Genomic DNA, 15,903 nt, shown 5'->3' with positions numbered 1-15,903 from the left:
CGAACCAAGGAATCGATCATGCATATCCTGGTGGCTGGCTTCCAGCACGAAACCAATACCTTTGCGCCGTCCAAGGCCGCCTACGAAAACTTCGTGCGTGGCGAGGGCTTTCCCGCCATGGTGCGCGGCCAAGACATGCTGGCCCTGCGCGAGGTCAACATCCCCGCGGGCGGCTTCATCAACGCCGTGCTGGCCGATGGCCATACGGTCAGCACCGTGATCTGGGCGGGCGCCAGCCCGTCGGCGCACGTCACCCGCGACGCCTATGAGCGCATTGCCGGCGAGATCGTCGACGCGGCCCGGGCCGGCGGCTACGACGCCATCTACCTGGACCTGCACGGCGCCATGGTGGCCGAGCACCTGGACGATGGCGAAGGCGAGCTGCTGGCGCGCGTGCGCGCCGTGGCCGGCCCCGATCTGCCGGTCGTGGCCAGCCTGGACCTGCATGCCAACGTCACCGCGCAGATGCTGCAAGAGGCCGATGGCCTGGCGGCGTTTCGCACCTACCCGCACGTGGACATGGCCGATACCGGCGAGCACACCGCGCGCCTGTTGGCCGCGCGCCTCGCGGCGGGCAACGCCTGGGTGCGGGCCGAGCGCCGCCTGCCCTTCCTGATTCCCATCAACGGCATGTGCACGCTGCTGCAGCCGTCGCAGGGCGTGTACGAAGAACTGGAACGCCTGGAAAAGACGCCGGGCGTCGCGTCCATCTCGTTCGCGCCGGGCTTTCCGGCAGCGGACTTTCCCGAATGCGGGCCGGTGGTCTGGGCCTATGGCACCGACGCCGCCGCGGTCGAACGCGTGACCGAAGCGCTGTACCAACGCGTGCTGGCACTGGAGCCGCAATGGTCGCCCGACTTCCTGGCGCCGGCCGACGCCGTCAAGCGCGCGCAGGCCCTGGCGGCCGGCGCCTCGCGGCCCGTGGTCATCGCCGACACGCAGGACAACCCCGGCGCGGGCGGCGACGCCAACACCACCGGCATGCTGCGCGCGCTGGTCGAGGCCGACGCGCAGAACGCGGCGCTGGGCCTGCTCTGTGATCCCGAGGCCGTGCGCCAGGCCACGGCCGCGGGCGTGGGCAACACGGTGCGGCTGCGGCTGGGCGGGCAGTCCGGCGTGGCCGGCGATACGCCCTTCGAAGGGGAATTCGTGGTGGAAACGCTGTCGCCCGGCAAGCTGCGCTATGACGGCCCGATGATGCACGGCATGGACGTAGACCTGGAAGCCGTGGCCGGCCTGCGGCTGGGCGGCGTGCGCGTGGTGGTCAGCGCCACCAAGACGCAGATGCTGGACCGCAACCTGTTCCGCGTGGGCGGCGTGCAGCCCGAGGAAATGGCCATCCTGGTGGTCAAGAGCTCGGTACACTTTCGCGCCGACTTCCAGCCGATCGCGCACGAGGTGCTGGTGGCCAAGGCCCCCGGCCCGATGCAGGCCGACCCCGCCGACCTGCCCTGGACCCGGCTGCAGCCGGGCATCCGCGTCAAGCCGCTGGGGCGCGCGTTTACCGAGTGAACGAATGGGCGCGAACAGGCCCGAATGACGCGGCAAGCGGCACGACGGCCGCCGCGTCGCGCAGGGCCAGCGTTACTTGAGCTTGCCCTGGGGGCTGACGAAATCTTCGAGCGTCAGCCCTTTTTCCTTCAGGATGGCTTCCAGCAGGGGCTGCAGGCGGCCCAGGCTTTCCTGGACGGTTTCGCGCACCGTGTCCACCACGACCTGGGTGCTGCGTTCGATTTCGATATTGACCGAATCGCCCACCTGCTTGTCTTCGAACACCGTCATGCGGCGGGTTTCGGGGATCAGCCAGACTTCGAACCAGCCTTCGGCGCGGTTCACTTCCGATACGGTCAGGCTGGCGCCGTTGATGGCGATGTAGCCCTTGGCGAAGACGTATTTACGGAATGCCTCGGGGATGGAAAAACGCATCAGCCGGTTGGTGTCCGACGATTTCACCATCACGACTTCCGAGGTGAAATCGACGTGGCCGGACAGCGGGTGGCCGCCGATCTCGGCGCCATCCTTGGCGGCGCGCTCGACGTTGGCGCGGTCGCCTTCCTGGTAGCTGCCCAGGGTGGTGATGGCCAGGCTTTGCAGCATGACATCGAAGGTGGCCTGGTTGGCGTCGAGGATTTCGGTGACGGTCAGGCAGACGCCGTCGGTCGAGACGCTGGCGCCAATGGCCAGGTCCTGGCAGAAGCCTTCGGGAAATTGCAGCGTAAACGTGCGCAGGCCTTCGCGGTCCGCGATGTTCGCGATCTTCGCGGTGCCTTGGACAATACCGGTGAACATGCTGATCCTGGATACGGGGCGTGGCGCCCCTGGCAAAACATCAAAGTTAACCGATATTTTGCCACCGGACGCCCGCCCCGGGCGAGGCGCGGCGCCCGATTGCCGCCGGATCAGTGGCGGATGGCGATGGTCTTCAGGGTGGTGAAGCCGTAGAGTGCCTCGAAGCCCTTTTCGCGGCCGTAGCCCGATTGGCGCGACCCGCCGAAGGGCAGCTCCACGCCGCCGCCGGCGCCGTAGTTATTGACGAACACCTGGCCGGCGCGCAGCTTGCGCGCCAGGCGCAGTTGGCGGCCGCCGTCGCGCGTCCACACGCCGGCCACCAGGCCGTACAGCGTGCCGTTGGCGATTTCCAGGGCCTCTTCCTCGGTGTCGAACACCATGGCAGCCAGCACCGGGCCGAACACTTCTTCCTGCGCCAGGCGGCTATTGGGCGGCACGTCGCGGAACAGTACAGGCGGCTGGTAGAAGCCGGATTCGGGCGTACCGTCCTTGAGCTTGCCGCGCGCGGCGACCTTCAGGCCTTCGGCTTCGGCCTCGGCCAGGAAGCCGCGCACGCGGTCATGCTGGCGAGCGCTGATCAGCGGGCCCACGTCCAGGTCCTGGGCGGCCGGGCCGGTGACGGTGGCCGAGAACGCCTCGCCCAGGCGCGTCAACACCTTTTCGTACACGCCGCGCTGGATCAGCACGCGGCTGCCGGCCGAGCAGGTCTGGCCGGCGTTCTGGATGATGGCGGCCAGCAGCACCGGCATCGCGGCGTCCAGGTCGGCATCGTCGAACACGATCTGCGGCGACTTGCCGCCCAGTTCCAGCGTGACCGGCACGTGGTTGTCGGCGGCGGCGTGCGCCACCATCTTGCCCGTCTGCGGCGAACCGGTGAACGAAATGTGGTCGATGCCCGGATGCGCCGACAGCGCCGCGCCGGCTTCGTGGCCGTAGCCCGTGCAGATGTTCAGCGCGCCGGCCGGCAGGCCGGCTTCGGCCGCGATCTCGGCCACCTTGAGCAGCGACAGGCAGGCGTCTTCGGCCGGCTTGACGACGCAGGCATTGCCCGCCGCCAGGGCCGCGCCCACGCTGCGCCCGAAGATCTGCAGCGGATAGTTCCACGGCACGATGTGGCCGGTCACGCCATGCGCCTCGCGCACGGTCAGCACCGTGAAGCCGGGGGTGTAGGGAATGGTCTCGCCATGCAGCTTGTCCACCGCGCCGGCATAGAACTCGAAATAGCGGGCCACGGCGGCCGCGTCGGCGCGGGCCTGCTTGATCGGCTTGCCGGTGTCGGCGGATTCCAGCTGCGCCAGTTCTTCCTGGCGGTCCAGCAACGCGAAAGCGATGCGCATCAAGAGGCGGCTGCGGACGGCTGGCGCCATCTGGCCCCACTCGCCCTCGAAGGCCTCGCGCGCGGCCACGACTGCGCGGTCCACGTCCGCCTCGCCGGAACGCGCGATGGCCTCGAACAGCTTGCCATCGGACGGGTTCAGCACGGGAATGGTTTCACCGGTGGCGGCGGCCACCCATTGATTGGCGATAAAGTTCTTCTGAGTCACGGTGTGCGGAGTAAAGTGTGGGCCGTATGGCGGGGGTGTCGGTATCGGAACAAGGTACGAGAGCCCTCCTCGATTTGTCAATTCAATTGACACCTTTCGTCCCAAGCTTCAGGATAATTTGGGCCGACCTGGGGAAATCCCTAGTTGGATGGCGACCTTGCAAAGCCCCTGCCACCGACCCGATTTGTCAGGATAGATAACAAAACCGACCGGCCCGACCGGAGGAACCTAGCAATGAGCAATGTGCGCGACCCGCAGCTGGACAAGCTGCTGATCGCGGCCAGCCGGCCGCGGCCCGAACTGGATGTGCTGGCGGAAGTCGCTTCCGGGTTGGGCTATGTGCGCGCCGAACGGTTCGCCGAGCGCGTCTACGAAAGCCTGTTCTATGCCATCGCCACCGGCAAGATCGGCCCGGGCGCCAAGCTACCCACCGAACTGGAACTGGCCGCGCTGTTCGAAGTGTCGCGCCCCGTCGTGCGCCAGGCGCTGGACCGGCTGCGCGAAGACCAATTGGTCGAGTCGATACGCGGGTCCGGCAGCTACGTGCGCGCCAAACCCGACCTGATGGGCGGCATGCCCGCGGTGGACCCGGCCCGGCGCGTGGGCCACATCCTGGAAGGGCTGGAACTGCGCCGCGTGATCGAACCCGAATGCGCCTATCTGGCCGCACTGCGCCGCACCGACGACGATCTGCACGAAATGGACCGCATGCTGACCGGCTACGAAGCGGCCGACGCAGCGGGCGCCATCGCCCATCACCACGATTACGGTTTTCATCGCGCCATCGCCGCGGCCACCGGCAACCAGCGCTTCGTGCAAGTGCTCAAGTCCCTGGAATACGACGTCAGCCATGCCGTCAACATGATGCGCCACCTGGTTCACAGCGAACCCTGGAAGCGCACCCGCGCCGCCATCGACGAGCACCGCCAGATCTACCGCCTGATCCAGCAGCAGGACGCCGACGGCGCCCGCAACATCATGCTGGCCCATATCGAGAAAGCCCGCAGCCGCATGCTCAACAGCGGCTCGGAACACTGAACCGGCGCCACTGCGCCTTCGGTGCTTGTCCGGCCATGCCGCCGGCCAGCGACCGTTTTCCTGAATCCGAACCGCGGCGCTGCACGCGCCATGAATCTCCCATGCAACGTCCCGTCTTGAACCTGAACCAGCAACTCGTCATCGTCACCGGCGCCAGCCGCGGCCTGGGCGCGGCCATCGCGCGCGCCTTCCTGCGCGAAGGCGCGCAGGTGGTCATCAACTATCTGAACAGCGAGGCCCAGGCCCGCGCGCTGGCCGCCACCGCGCCCGACCGCGCCCTGGCGCTGCAGGCCGATGTGCGCGATGCCGAGGCCGTGGCCGCGATGGTCGCCCGCGCCAGCCAGCATTTCGGCCGGCCCGTCAGCACCGTGGTCAACAACGCCCTGCCCGCCTTCCAGTTCAACGGCGATGCGCGTCCGCACGCCGACACGCTGAACTGGGCGCAGATGCAGGCGCAACTGGAAGGCAGCGTGCGCGCGGCCCTGAACACCACCCAGGCCGTGCTGCCGCTGATGCGCGCAGCCGGCGGCGGCCGCATCATCAACGTGGGCACCAATCTGGTCCAGAACCCGGTGGTGCCCTACCATGACTACACGGCCGCCAAGGCCGCGCTGCTGGCCTTCACCCGCACCCTGTCGCAGGAACTGGGCGCCGATGGCATCACCGTCAACATGGTGTCCGGCGGTTTGCTGCGCACCACCGACGCGTCGGCCGCCACTCCCGAAGCCGTATTCGACCTGATTGCCGAAGGCACGCCGCTGCGCGAAGTGACCACGCCAGAACAGTTCGCGGACGCGGTACTGTTCTTTGCCAGCCCGTGGTCGCGCGCGGTGACGGGACAGAACCTGATCGTGGATGGGGGCTTGGTGAAGGGATAGTCTTACCGCCGGCAGACCCACCACGCCACGCCCAGCATGCCGATGAACGTGCCGCCGATGGCCAGCGCGGCGCGTTCAGCGCGTTCAGAACCGTGCAGATACAGATAACAGGTCAACGCAACCAGAAAGACCATCAGCACCCCCAGTAGAAAGGGGCGCCATTGCGAGCGTGCGGCGCGGCATGCGCCTCGAAAATCAACACGACCAGGACTCATGGGATTCATCGGAAAAAAATTGGGGCCGGCCCCCATATTCTGCCAAAGTTCCATTTATCCGAACACACTTTTCCATTTTTCGCTCTAGTCGCCTGGGTCAGCGATGCGCAGGCGGTGCGTCATTGCCACCCGCCCACGTCTGAAGACCGCCTGTCGGCAACGGCGTAAGCGCAAGCCGCGCATGGCAGCCCTGTCGCCCACGCGCGGTATCATCTGGCCTGTCCCGGCGCATCGCCTGGCGCGCAGCGCGCACGCGGCCAGGCTTTCCTGACGCGGCCCCCGCTGCCCGCCCTCCCGCAACACCGAAGCGATCCACAAGAAACATGAAACTCGCCACCTGGAACGTCAACTCCCTCAACGTACGCCTGCCGCAGGTGCTGGACTGGCTGGCCGCCAACCCGGTCGACGTGCTGTGCATCCAGGAGTTGAAGCTCACCGACGACAAGTTCCCCGAAGCCGCTTTCAAAGAGGCGGGCTACCACGCCGTCTGGGCCGGCCAGAAGACGTACAACGGCGTGGCCATCGTGTCGCGCATGCCGGGCACGTCGATGGTGCGCAACATTCCCGGCTACGAAGACCCGCAGCAGCGCGTGCTGGCGTTGACCTTCCCCAGCGCGGATGGCGATGTGCGCGTAGTCTGCGCGTACTGCCCCAACGGCCAGGCCGTCGGCTCGGACAAGTACGCCTACAAGCTGGAATGGTTCGAGGCCATGCGCGCCTGGCTGGCCGACGAGATCAAGCAATACCCGCGCCTGGCGGTGCTGGGCGACTACAACGTCGCCCCGGCCGACGAAGACGTGCACAACCCCGAGAAATGGGAAGGCCAGGTGCTGGTGTCCGTGCCGGAACGCCAGGCGCTGAATCACCTGATCGACCTGGGCCTGACCGATTCCTTCCGCCTGTTCGAGCAGCCTGAAAAGTCGTTTTCGTGGTGGGATTACCGCCAGTTCGCCTTTCGCCGCAATGCCGGCCTGCGCATCGACCACATCCTGCTGTCGGCCCCGCTGGTCAAGCGCTGCACCGCCTGCGTGATCGACAAGGAACCGCGCCGCAACGAGCAGCCGTCCGACCACGCGCCGGTGGTGGCCACGCTCACGTTTGACTAAGGCCTGTTTCACGGGCCGCCTGCTTGCGCGGCCTGTAAATGTTCCTGTATAGTTTTGGTCTTGCTTGATTGGGGCGGTAGCTCAGCTGGGAGAGCGTCGCGTTCGCAATGCGAAGGTCGGGAGTTCGATCCTCCTCCGCTCCACCAAATTCCAGACAAAAAAGCCTTGGACTCGCGTCCAAGGCTTTTTTGTTTTCGGAAATCCAGATTGCCAGGGCTGCAACACGCGGCCCGTCATGGCCGCAAGGGCACCGCAGTGGCTTATTGCGCCAGATTATGCAGCCTGGCCGCCGGCACCGGCTGGGCCATGCCTGCCCGAGCGGCCGGCTTGGGTTGCGCCGCGCCAGGCCGTGCGGACGGCTGGCGCCGCAGGCGCGTGGCCACCACGTCGTACAGAACCGCGCCGGGATAATGCATCAGCACGCCGCCTGCGACCGCGGCCAAGGCGGCGACGGTACTGGCCAATTCCCAAGTGCTCATGATCGTTCTCCGTGCAAGGGGGTGGACGTGCAGCTTCGACGCCACACCCATGGACGAAGTCTACCAACGGCCATGCAATTATGGTAGCGGCTGGTGGTGCTTGGAAACACGACGAAACAGGAAATGGGACGAAAAGCGGGAAGAGAAGCGGGAAGGCGCACGGAAAAAAGCGGGATGGGGAAAGCGCGACGGGATAGGCCGCCCCAAAAAAACGTTGCCCTGCAATCCTCGCCAGGCCGGCCATCGCTAGAGGCTAGGTCAGGTCTTTCGCCACGCCCCATTCCAGCCGCAAGGCCTTGATTTCCCAGACGCGCTGCGCACTGCGTTCGGCGATGCACTTGGCGCGGGTTTCGGGTTCGGCCATTTCCGGGGCATCGCAGATGGCTTGCGTCTTGTTCAGCCATTCGCGTTGCGCCTGGCGCAGCGTTTCGGCGTGTTCGGGGCGCAACGCCGGCGCGGCCAGGGTGTGGCGGTAGATCTGGTTCAGGCGGTCGTCGTAATACTGCTGCAGGAAGGCGTAGGGACGGTTCGGGTTCAGCTCGCCGGGCAAGCGGCTGAGGTCGAAAAATTCGCCCTGGTTACCGTTGTAGAAGCCGTTGTAGCCGACCTGGGCCTGAAAGAAGCGGCCACCGGCGTCGGCGGCGGAAGCGTTGCCCACCGGCGACGTGCGCCAGCGCAGCAGGAGGTAGTCGGTGTTGCCCAATTGCGCCACCACGTCTGAACGCAGGTTGGAAATCTGCAGGTGGCTGTCGCGCAACAGCACCGCGTAGCAGGCGCCGTCGGCGTTGATGTCCTCGGGCACGGGGCCGCTGCACGCGCCGGACTGGACGGGGCTTTCAGCGAACTGTTCTTCGTTGCGGTCGATGGCGATCACGCCCAGCAGGGCCGCCGCCTGGTCGCCGTCGCGCGCCATGTCGAGCAGGTCGACCACCAGGGTGGCTTCGGCATGGGCCGGGGTGGCGACGGCGGATAGCGACAGCGCCGCGCCGATCACCCAGGCGCGCCACGTGGGGCGCGGGTGCGCACGTGCAGCGGATACGTTCAGGCAAAGGTCGGCGGTGACCGGGAAAATGGGCATGATGGATAGCGTGCTTTGCGTCCGGGCGCTTATCTTATCCCAGCTGCCGCACCGCCTGGGCGGCCCGGCTGAACTGCGCTACAACCCCATCAGCGATGCGTTATTTCGCCCTTTGCCACCGGAGCCACAAGCCCATGCCCTCCCCCGCCGCGCCTGCCGATGAACGCCTGCCGTTACTGCTGAGCCTGAACGGCGGCTATGTCGATACCCTGGGGTTCATTGCCTTGCACGGCCTGTTCTCGGCACACGTGACGGGCAACTTCGTGACGATCGGCTATGCGCTGGGCAACGGCGCATCCGGCGCCTGGACCAAGCTGGCAGCGTTGCCGGTGTTCTGCCTGGGCGTGTTCCTCGCGCGGCTGTATGGCCAGTCGCGGCGCGATGCGGGGCGGCCGGCGTTCATGTGGCTGCTGTCGATGAAGACGCTGCTGTTGTGCGTGGCGGCAGCGGTGGCGTTGGCGCTGGGGCCGTTTCCGGTGGGCGACAGCTGGGGGCTGTTCGCCACCGGCATGACGATGGTGCTGGCGATGTCGATCCAGAACGCGGTGCACCGGGTGCATTTGAGCGCGGCGCCGCCGTCGACGCTGATGACGGGCACCACCACGCAGATCATGCTGGACCTGGCCGATGCCGCGCGCGGCGAATGCGACGAAGCCGGCAAGCGCCGCATGGCGCGGATGAGCCGGGCGGTGCTGGCGTTTGCGGTGGGCTGCGGCGCGGCCGCGCTGCTGCACGCGGGCATCGGCCTGTGGGCCTTCGTGGCGCCGCCCGTGATTTCGTTGGCGGGCCAGGGCCTGGCGCGGCGCTATCCCGGCTGATGAGGCAGCACCCGCGCGGCCGCCCTGTGCAAGCGGCCTACCCCGGCTGACGCACCTGGCGCCCGGGCGCCGGATTGGCGGATGCCGTCGACGCCTCGGCGGCATGGGCCTCGACGGCAGGCTCGTCGGTCTGCCCGCCCCGCCAACGCGTGGCAAGGTAGTCATAAAGCCGCACGCCCGGCATGCGCACCAGCAGCATCACCAGCACCCCCAACAGCAGGCACCACAGCACGGCGCGACCCGAGATCATGGCGCCCCCTCGGCCTGGCCGGCGCGCAGGTGGCGGCGGATGGACTTCGAGAAGCCCATCGAGTCTTCGCCCAGAATGGGCGGAATGCCGACGAAGCCGCGTTCGCGCAGCGTCTGCAGCGGCAGGCTGGTGTCCAGCCCGCCCTGGTCGTACAGGTATTCGGGCAGATAGCCCGACAGCAGGATGCGGTAGTCCAGCGGCAACCCCGGCACGATGGCGCGCACCATGCGATAGACCAGCGTGGTGCAGTTGGCGGTGACGGTGTGATAGAAGCGCGGCGTGTCGGCCAGGTCGTTGGCGGTGCGAATGTACGACAGGAACAGTTCGCGCATGTCCGCGACCGGCATCTTGACGGGGTAGATATAGACGTTCTCGGCGCGCGGGCCGGCGCGCACGTACAGCACGTCGCGTTCGTCAGCCGCCACCACGCTCAATTCGAACTTCTTGAAAAAGCCGCCCAGTTCCGAGAACTGTTCGCCGCGTTCTTTGCGGATCTCGACCGAGAACACGATGTGGCGGCCGTCGGCAAAGCCGAACGACACCAGCGTGTGCGCAATGGCCGGGCCGTCCCAGTACGACAGCACCATGTCCACCGATTGCAGGTCGTTCAGGTCGTAGACGCGGGTTTCCCAGCGCGGCGTGTAGTCGGTGTCCGAGCGCCACTTGAAGTCGCGCACGTTGTCCAGCGTGACGAGGTTGCCGGCGACCGTGCCGCGCAGCGTCTTGGCAACATCGTCGGCCCAGACGCGGTCATTGGACGGGGCGATGGCCTGCCACCACAGCGCCAGGACGACCAGCGCGACGACGTAGGCCCACAGCGCGGGCCGGCGCCGCAGCCGACCGACGCCGTGCCACAGGCGCAAGAGCGCATACAGGCCAAGTGCCGTCCAGGCCAGCATCAGCAGCCCCTTGGCCCAGGCCGCGGACGGCCCCTGGTACCACAGGGCCAGGCAGGCCCACACCATGGAACACAGGATCACGAGGCTCAGCGCGGCCAGGCCCAGCACACGCAGGCAGCGCCGGGCGAGGCTGGAAGCGTCAGGCGCCGGCGGCATGTTGGGCCACGATTTCAAGAACGCCGTTGATGACGAACTGCACCGCCATGCAGACGAGCAGGAAGCCCATGATGCGCGAGATGGCTTCGACGCCGCTGTTGCCGATCAGGGCGACGATGCGGCCGGCCGAGCGCAGGCAGATCCAGAACAGAAAGCCCAGCAGCACGAATACGATGATCGGCGTGACGGCGATGGTCCAGGCGGGGTAGTGCCCGGCGGTTTCGCCGCCCACGGTCGAGGCGGCGCTGATGATCATGGCGATGGTGCCCGGGCCGGCGGTGCCGGGCATGGCCAGCGGCACGAAGGCGATGTTGGGCACCTGCCGGTGCACCGCGACGTCGGCGGCCACGTCGGCCTCGCGCTCGTCGGTGGCCGTGCTGGACGGAAACAGCATGGAAAAGCCGATGCTGGCCACGATCAGGCCGCCCGCGATGCGCAGGCCGGGAATAGAAATGCCGAAGGTGGCCATGATCCAGGCGCCCGCGTAGTAGGTCACCAGCATGATGCCCACCACATAACAGGCGGCCTGCCGGATCTGGCGTTCGCGCTCTTTGTAGGGAATGTGCTGTCCCAGGGACAGCAGCAGGGTCATCGAGGTCAGCGGGTTGGCCAGCGGCAGCATCAGCGCCAGGCCCAGGCTGACCAGCTTGCCCAGTTGAACCAGATCATCAATCATCGCGGCGGGGGAAAGAGCGGCGGATCGAGGCAGGCGCGCAATGATTCGCCCGCACCGATTTGCACCAGGCCCTCTAGTGTAATGTAAGCAAAGGCAAGTTCTAGTATTTACCCTAGTCCCGGTTCCTATACGATGCCGCCTGCTTGCGCGGATGGCATCGGGTTGATCGATGCGGCCGCCGCGCCCCCTTTCGCCCTTCAGGAGTTTGCCCCTTGATGCGCCGTTTCTCGCCTTGCCTGTTCGCCGCCCTGCCCCTGGCGCTTGCCGCACTTGCCGCATTTGCCGCGCCCGCGGCAGCAGCCGGCATGGACTGTGGCCGCGCCCGCACGCCTGCCGAAATCGCCATTTGCGCCGACCCGGGCCTGTATGCGCTGGACGCCGAGCTGGGCACCACCTACGGCAAGCTGCGCGCGGCCCAGCCGCAACAGGCCGATGCGTTGCGGCAGACGCAGCGCGGCTGGCTGAAGCAGCGCGACCTGTGCCGCGCCGATGCCGCCTGCCTGCGCACGCGCTATGAGGCGCGCGTGGCCGACCTGCAAGCGCAACTGGCCCGCGTGCAGGCGTATCAGCCCGATGACATCGACCGCCTGGCGCTGGCCGACCTGCGCCAGGCCGTGGACGCGGCGCGGGCGAACGATCCGGAATTCCCGCTGGAGAAAACACTGGAGACCCTGTCGGTCAAGGCCGGCACGACGACCTTTGCCAACGTGCGCGACAAAGACAGCGATGACGCGGCGCACTTTCCCACGGCGCGGCCGGACGGCGTGACGGACGACGAATGGCGCGCCTTGCAGGCGTCCGGCCTGGAGGTCGAGGCCGAAGGCGGCAACGTCGGCTACACGCTGATGGACCTGGACGGCGACGGCCGGCGCGACCTGGTCATCGATGCCTATGTGGGCGGCACGGGCCTGTTTTCGGATGTCAGCGCCTGGCGCCGCGACGGCGCGCGCTTCGTGCCGGCCGACGTCGGCAATGCCGACGGCGATGCCGGTTCGTCGCTGTACACCATCAATGGCCGCGGCGCCAACCAGGAAGGCACCTGGATCCGCCTGCGCGATCGGGTCTACGTGGCCTACCGCGTGGGCGCCTACGGACAAGACCGCGTGTACCTGATGCGGCCGCTGCACCGCATCGGCGATGTGCCGACGCTGACGGTGCGCTACCGCTACGGGATGTCGGTGCCCAAGCAGCAGAAGCTTGACAACGGCGCGACCCGGACGCTGGACGACACCCTGCACGCAGAGTTGACCCGCTCATTGAAGGGCATCGACACCAGCCAGGTGCGCGAGGCCTACAGCGGCGAAGAGCCGCTGTGCCCGATGCCGCCCGGCGTGTCCCAGGACGACCGCGACAGCTACTACAGTTTCGGCGCCGGGCACTACAGCTACGAAATCGTGGGCGACATGGCCGTGTACGTCGGCCAACGCTGCCATATCGGCCGGGTGGTGGACTGGTTCGGCAGCTACAACAAGGACGGCCTGGCCGCGCAGCTCTGGATCCGCGACCCAGGTCCGGACGGCAAGGAACAGACGTTCGACCTGACCGGCAAGCGCAACGTGATCAAGACCGACACGTCGATCGGCCCGGTGGTGGGCGACAACGGCTAAGGCCGGTCGCCCCCCGCGGGTCAGGCCGGCGGTTGCCAGCGCTGCGCCGCCAAGGCCAGCAGGCGCGCGTCAGAGCCTTCGGCCGCCACCAGCTGCAGGCTCACCGGCATGCCGTCGACGAAACCCGCCGGCAAGGCGATGGCCGGCAAACCCAGCAGGTTCCACGGATTGGTCAGGCCCAGCAGGGTTTCGCGCACGCCCGCGCTGCCCGGGCCAGCCACGCTGCGCTGCTGCAAGGCCGGCGCGGTGATGGCCACCGTCGGCAGCGCCAGTACGTCGACCCGCTCGAAGATTTCCGCGAACACGGCGCGCAGCCGGGTCCGGGTGTTGATGGCGCGCACGTATTCCCAGCCTTGCACCGGGCGCGAGGCCCGCAGGCGTTCCAGGACTTCGGGGTCGAACTTTTCGGGTTCGTCCTCGACCCGTTCGGCATGCACGGCGTAGGCTTCCGAACGCTGGATGGCCCCCAGCGCGCCTTGCAGCGCACGGGCATGGCGGGTGACCTCGGCGCCGTCCTGCAGGCCGGCGTCGTCCGATGCCCCCAGAAAACGCAGCGCCGCAGCGCGCACGCAGGCGGTGACCGCTGCCTCGTCGATGGCGAATGGCGCGTTGGGCACCCACATCATGCGCGGCGCGGCCAGGCCCGGATTGGCGGCGTCGGCAAAGGCGCCGATGGCGCCGCCGGACAAGGCCTGCATGAAGGCCTGGGCATCCTGCACGGTATTGGCCAGCACGCCGGCATCTTCGATGCTGGGCGACAGCGGGAACAGGCCTTGCGCCGACACGCGGCCGTGCGTGGGCTTGAAGCCCACCAGGCCGCACAGCGCCGACGGCACGCGCACCGAGCCGCCGGTATCGGTGCCCAGCGCCACCGGCACCATGCCGGACGCGACCGCCGCCGCGCTGCCGGCGCTGGAACCGCCGGTGATCTGGGTGGTGCGCCACGGGTTGCGCGAGGCGCCCTGCACGCTGCGGTCGCCGGTGGGACCGTAGGCGAATTCGTGGGTCAAGGTCTTGCCGATGACGATGGCGCCGGCCGCGCGCAGCAACGCCACGCAGTCGGCGTCGGCCGCGGGGCGGTGGCCCAGGAAGTGCGCGGCGCCCATGGTGGTGGGCATGTCGGCGGTGTCGACGTTGTCTTTGATGGCGACGGGAATGCCATGCAGCGGTCCGCGCACCCGGCCCTGCGCGCGCTCGTCGTCCAGGGCCCGCGCCGTGGCCAGGGCGGCGTCGATATCGACGTGCACGAAGGCGTTGAGCTGGGGGTTCAGGCGCTCGATCGCAGCGCCGGCATGGCGCACCAGGGCTTCGGCGCTGAGCGCGCCCTGGCGCATGGCGTCCTGCAGGTCGGCCAGCGTGCGGCCGGCGAAAAAGCCGGGCTCGACGGCCAGGGTCGGGCGTGGGGGGTGTTGCGGGTTCATCGTGCGGCTCCTTGGCGCGGGGCGGACGGCAGGCGCGGGCCGACCCCGGGGCGAACCTGCAGCATCGCACACATGCCGACCGCGGTGGCGACCGAAGCGGCCACGAACATGACCGAATAGCCGTGGCGCGCGGCCAGGTAGCCGGTCAGCGTAGGCGCCAGAATGGACGCGATGTTGGCGAAAAAGTGCATCAGGCCGCTGAAGGTGCCGACGCGGTTGGCCGGCGCGGTGTCGATGACGACGGCCCAGTAGACCGAGTTGGGCAGCGCGTTCAGGGCGTTGGCCAGCGTCATCAGGGCGATCACGGCGAACACCGATTGCGCCTGCGATACGAGCAGGAAGCACAGCGTGGTGGCCAAGAGGCAACCGGCGGCGAACCAGCTGCGGGCGATCTTCAGGCTGCCGGTGCGCTTGAACAGCAGGTCGGAAATACGGCCGCCCAGCAGCACGGTGACGCAGGCGCCGGTCCAGGGAATCATGCCCATGTACCAGAGCGACGACAGGCTGTAGCCGAAGTTGTCCTGCAGGTACTTCGGGGTCCAGGTCAGCAGCAGGAAGTTCACGTACATGAACGAGAAGTAGCCCAGGGTGTTCAGCACCAGGGTCTTGCTGCGAAAGAAGCTCCACCACGGCAGCGGCGGGGCATCGTCGCCCTGCCCGGCCGCGGCCTGGGCGCGGGACGCCTGGATTTCCTGCAGCTCGGCCGGGGACACGCGCGGATTGGTTTCCGGGCGGTCGGTGAAGATGCGCATGAAGAACACCAGCACGATCAGGCCGGCCGCGCCCAGGATGTAGAACATGGCGCGCCAGCTGCCGGTCAGGCTGAGCAGGCCCACGGCCACCGGGGCGGTCAGCAAGGCGCCCAGCGGCGTGCTGAGCAGGCCGAAGCCGACCACGAAGCCGCGTTCGCGGGTGGTGGCCCAGTTGGCGATGGTCTTGTTGATGATGGAGTACGCCGGGCCTTCGGCCGCGCCGAACAGGATGCGGATGGTGGCAAAGCCGGCCAGCGCCGAGCCGCCCAGGAAGGCCAGGCCGAAATCCCCCGCCCAGGCGGTGGCGATCTCGAAGATGGACCAGGTGACGCCGGCCACGATCCAGACCTTGCGCGGGCCGAAGTGGTCGGCCAGCATGCCGCCGAACAGCGCGCCGACCATGTAGCCGTAGCCGAAGTAGCCCAGGACCGAGCCCCAGTCGCCGCGGTCCAGGCCGTATTCGCCGGTGATGTGGGCGGCGGCGTAGGACATGGCGCCGCGGTCGATGTAATTGATCAGTGCCAGCAGCACGACCATGGTGAAGATCCGGTAGCGGAACCGGGAATTCTGGGTGTCAGGTGTCATTGCGAATCGATCCAGTCGTTTTACCCAAACGTTTGGGTTGCGGAATACTAAGGGGTCGAACGCGAAAAATCGACACCGTGTAAACCCTAGGTTGCCGGGGAATACCCAACAG

At 67.7% G+C, this 15,903-nt stretch carries 16 protein-coding genes and 1 tRNA gene; 7 read left to right on the top strand and 10 right to left on the bottom strand.

The window, feature by feature from the left end; translation table 11 throughout:
- The first annotated feature begins 18 nt into the window (after positions 1-18).
- Positions 19-1,512, top strand: coding sequence for a M81 family metallopeptidase (locus HV798_RS27635; RefSeq protein WP_175193870.1), 1,494 nt, complete (start codon positions 19-21; stop codon positions 1,510-1,512).
- Between the two features lie 72 nt (positions 1,513-1,584).
- Here the strand turns inward: HV798_RS27635 and HV798_RS27630 are convergent, their stop codons facing one another.
- Positions 1,585-2,289, bottom strand: coding sequence for a riboflavin synthase (locus HV798_RS27630; RefSeq protein ID WP_025138983.1), 705 nt, complete (start codon positions 2,287-2,289; stop codon positions 1,585-1,587).
- Positions 2,290-2,399: 110 nt separating this feature from the next.
- Positions 2,400-3,833: an aldehyde dehydrogenase family protein gene (locus tag HV798_RS27625; RefSeq protein ID WP_175193871.1), complete on the bottom strand. Its 1,434-nt coding sequence runs from the start codon at positions 3,831-3,833 to the stop codon at positions 2,400-2,402.
- A gap of 234 nt (positions 3,834-4,067) precedes the next feature.
- Between HV798_RS27625 and HV798_RS27620 the strand changes: the two genes are divergently transcribed.
- Together HV798_RS27620 and HV798_RS27615 are read left to right on the top strand one after the other, a co-directional pair.
- Entirely contained in the window at positions 4,068-4,871 is an 804-nt protein-coding gene (locus tag HV798_RS27620; RefSeq protein ID WP_025138985.1) for a FadR/GntR family transcriptional regulator, read from the top strand.
- A gap of 101 nt (positions 4,872-4,972) precedes the next feature.
- A complete protein-coding gene (locus HV798_RS27615; protein ID WP_175193872.1) occupies positions 4,973-5,749 on the top strand; it encodes a 3-oxoacyl-ACP reductase in 777 nt (258 codons plus the stop codon).
- Positions 5,750-5,751: 2 nt separating this feature from the next.
- Here HV798_RS27615 and HV798_RS31890 read toward each other — a convergent pair whose 3' ends face one another.
- Positions 5,752-5,883 carry a hypothetical protein gene (locus tag HV798_RS31890; protein WP_281360925.1) on the bottom strand — a complete coding sequence of 44 codons (132 nt, stop codon included), beginning with the start codon at positions 5,881-5,883 and terminating at the stop codon, positions 5,752-5,754.
- Positions 5,884-6,287: 404 nt separating this feature from the next.
- Between HV798_RS31890 and xth the strand changes: the two genes are divergently transcribed.
- A complete protein-coding gene (gene xth, locus HV798_RS27610) occupies positions 6,288-7,070 on the top strand; it encodes an exodeoxyribonuclease III (RefSeq protein WP_175193873.1) in 783 nt (260 codons plus the stop codon).
- A 70-nt stretch (positions 7,071-7,140) separates the two neighbouring features.
- Positions 7,141-7,216, top strand: a tRNA-Ala gene (locus HV798_RS27605).
- A gap of 114 nt (positions 7,217-7,330) precedes the next feature.
- On the opposite strand, the gene HV798_RS27600 is transcribed toward HV798_RS27605, so the two are convergent.
- Complete coding sequence (locus HV798_RS27600) at positions 7,331-7,549, bottom strand: hypothetical protein (protein WP_175193874.1); 219 nt, start codon at positions 7,547-7,549, stop codon at positions 7,331-7,333.
- A gap of 253 nt (positions 7,550-7,802) precedes the next feature.
- Positions 7,803-8,627, bottom strand: coding sequence for a lysozyme inhibitor LprI family protein (locus HV798_RS27595; protein ID WP_175193875.1), 825 nt, complete (start codon positions 8,625-8,627; stop codon positions 7,803-7,805).
- Positions 8,628-8,761: 134 nt separating this feature from the next.
- Between HV798_RS27595 and HV798_RS27590 the strand changes: the two genes are divergently transcribed.
- Entirely contained in the window at positions 8,762-9,445 is a 684-nt protein-coding gene (locus tag HV798_RS27590; protein WP_175193876.1) for a YoaK family protein, read from the top strand.
- Positions 9,446-9,482: 37 nt separating this feature from the next.
- On the opposite strand, the gene HV798_RS27585 is transcribed toward HV798_RS27590, so the two are convergent.
- The 3 genes from HV798_RS27585 to HV798_RS27575 are packed head-to-tail and all read right to left on the bottom strand — an operon-like array spanning position 9,483 to position 11,426.
- Complete coding sequence (locus HV798_RS27585; RefSeq protein ID WP_175193877.1) at positions 9,483-9,695, bottom strand: hypothetical protein; 213 nt, start codon at positions 9,693-9,695, stop codon at positions 9,483-9,485.
- Positions 9,692-10,750, bottom strand: coding sequence for an Lnb N-terminal periplasmic domain-containing protein (locus tag HV798_RS27580; protein WP_175193898.1), 1,059 nt, complete (start codon positions 10,748-10,750; stop codon positions 9,692-9,694). The genes HV798_RS27585 and HV798_RS27580 overlap by 4 nt, the downstream gene beginning before the upstream one ends.
- Entirely contained in the window at positions 10,734-11,426 is a 693-nt protein-coding gene (locus tag HV798_RS27575; protein ID WP_281360924.1) for a MarC family NAAT transporter, read from the bottom strand. The genes HV798_RS27580 and HV798_RS27575 overlap by 17 nt, the downstream gene beginning before the upstream one ends.
- Positions 11,427-11,641: 215 nt before the next feature.
- On the opposite strand from HV798_RS27575, the gene HV798_RS27570 reads away from it, so the two are divergent.
- Positions 11,642-13,033 (top strand): lysozyme inhibitor LprI family protein, encoded by a 1,392-nt coding sequence (locus HV798_RS27570; protein ID WP_175193899.1) that lies wholly within the window; start codon positions 11,642-11,644, stop codon positions 13,031-13,033.
- Positions 13,034-13,053: 20 nt separating this feature from the next.
- Here HV798_RS27570 and HV798_RS27565 read toward each other — a convergent pair whose 3' ends face one another.
- Together HV798_RS27565 and HV798_RS27560 are read right to left on the bottom strand one after the other, a co-directional pair.
- On the bottom strand, positions 13,054-14,454 hold the full coding sequence (locus tag HV798_RS27565; RefSeq protein WP_175193878.1) for an amidase: 1,401 nt from the start codon (positions 14,452-14,454) through the stop codon (positions 13,054-13,056).
- Entirely contained in the window at positions 14,451-15,791 is a 1,341-nt protein-coding gene (locus HV798_RS27560) for an MFS transporter (RefSeq protein WP_025139060.1), read from the bottom strand. Before HV798_RS27560 ends, HV798_RS27565 begins: the two co-directional genes overlap by 4 nt.
- Between the last annotated feature and the right edge of the window lie 112 nt (positions 15,792-15,903).

Origin of the sequence: Achromobacter deleyi (assembly GCF_902859705.1) — a bacterium.
In the GTDB taxonomy this organism is placed as follows: Bacteria; Pseudomonadota; Gammaproteobacteria; order Burkholderiales; family Burkholderiaceae_B; genus Achromobacter; species Achromobacter deleyi.
Note: the sequence above shows the minus strand (reverse complement) of the source record. Positions and strands in the feature narration are given on the sequence as shown.

Excerpts from the sequence above, each read along its gene's own strand:
- HV798_RS27615 (WP_175193872.1), top strand. The coding sequence starts at position 4,973 with ATGCAACGTCCCGTCTTGAACCTGAACCAGCAACTCGTCATCGTCACC.
- HV798_RS27575 (WP_281360924.1), bottom strand. The coding sequence starts at position 11,426 with ATGATTGATGATCTGGTTCAACTGGGCAAGCTGGTCAGCCTGGGCCTG.
- HV798_RS27620 (WP_025138985.1), top strand. The coding sequence starts at position 4,068 with ATGAGCAATGTGCGCGACCCGCAGCTGGACAAGCTGCTGATCGCGGCC.
- HV798_RS27585 (WP_175193877.1), bottom strand. The coding sequence starts at position 9,695 with ATGATCTCGGGTCGCGCCGTGCTGTGGTGCCTGCTGTTGGGGGTGCTG.
- HV798_RS27580 (WP_175193898.1), bottom strand. The coding sequence starts at position 10,750 with ATGCCGCCGGCGCCTGACGCTTCCAGCCTCGCCCGGCGCTGCCTGCGT.
- HV798_RS27560 (WP_025139060.1), bottom strand. The coding sequence starts at position 15,791 with ATGACACCTGACACCCAGAATTCCCGGTTCCGCTACCGGATCTTCACC.
- HV798_RS27570 (WP_175193899.1), top strand. The coding sequence starts at position 11,642 with ATGCGCCGTTTCTCGCCTTGCCTGTTCGCCGCCCTGCCCCTGGCGCTT.
- HV798_RS27635 (WP_175193870.1), top strand. The coding sequence starts at position 19 with ATGCATATCCTGGTGGCTGGCTTCCAGCACGAAACCAATACCTTTGCG.
- HV798_RS27630 (WP_025138983.1), bottom strand. The coding sequence starts at position 2,289 with ATGTTCACCGGTATTGTCCAAGGCACCGCGAAGATCGCGAACATCGCG.
- HV798_RS27565 (WP_175193878.1), bottom strand. The coding sequence starts at position 14,454 with ATGAACCCGCAACACCCCCCACGCCCGACCCTGGCCGTCGAGCCCGGC.
- HV798_RS27590 (WP_175193876.1), top strand. The coding sequence starts at position 8,762 with ATGCCCTCCCCCGCCGCGCCTGCCGATGAACGCCTGCCGTTACTGCTG.
- HV798_RS27600 (WP_175193874.1), bottom strand. The coding sequence starts at position 7,549 with ATGAGCACTTGGGAATTGGCCAGTACCGTCGCCGCCTTGGCCGCGGTC.
- HV798_RS27595 (WP_175193875.1), bottom strand. The coding sequence starts at position 8,627 with ATGCCCATTTTCCCGGTCACCGCCGACCTTTGCCTGAACGTATCCGCT.
- HV798_RS31890 (WP_281360925.1), bottom strand. The coding sequence starts at position 5,883 with ATGGTCTTTCTGGTTGCGTTGACCTGTTATCTGTATCTGCACGGTTCT.
- xth (WP_175193873.1), top strand. The coding sequence starts at position 6,288 with ATGAAACTCGCCACCTGGAACGTCAACTCCCTCAACGTACGCCTGCCG.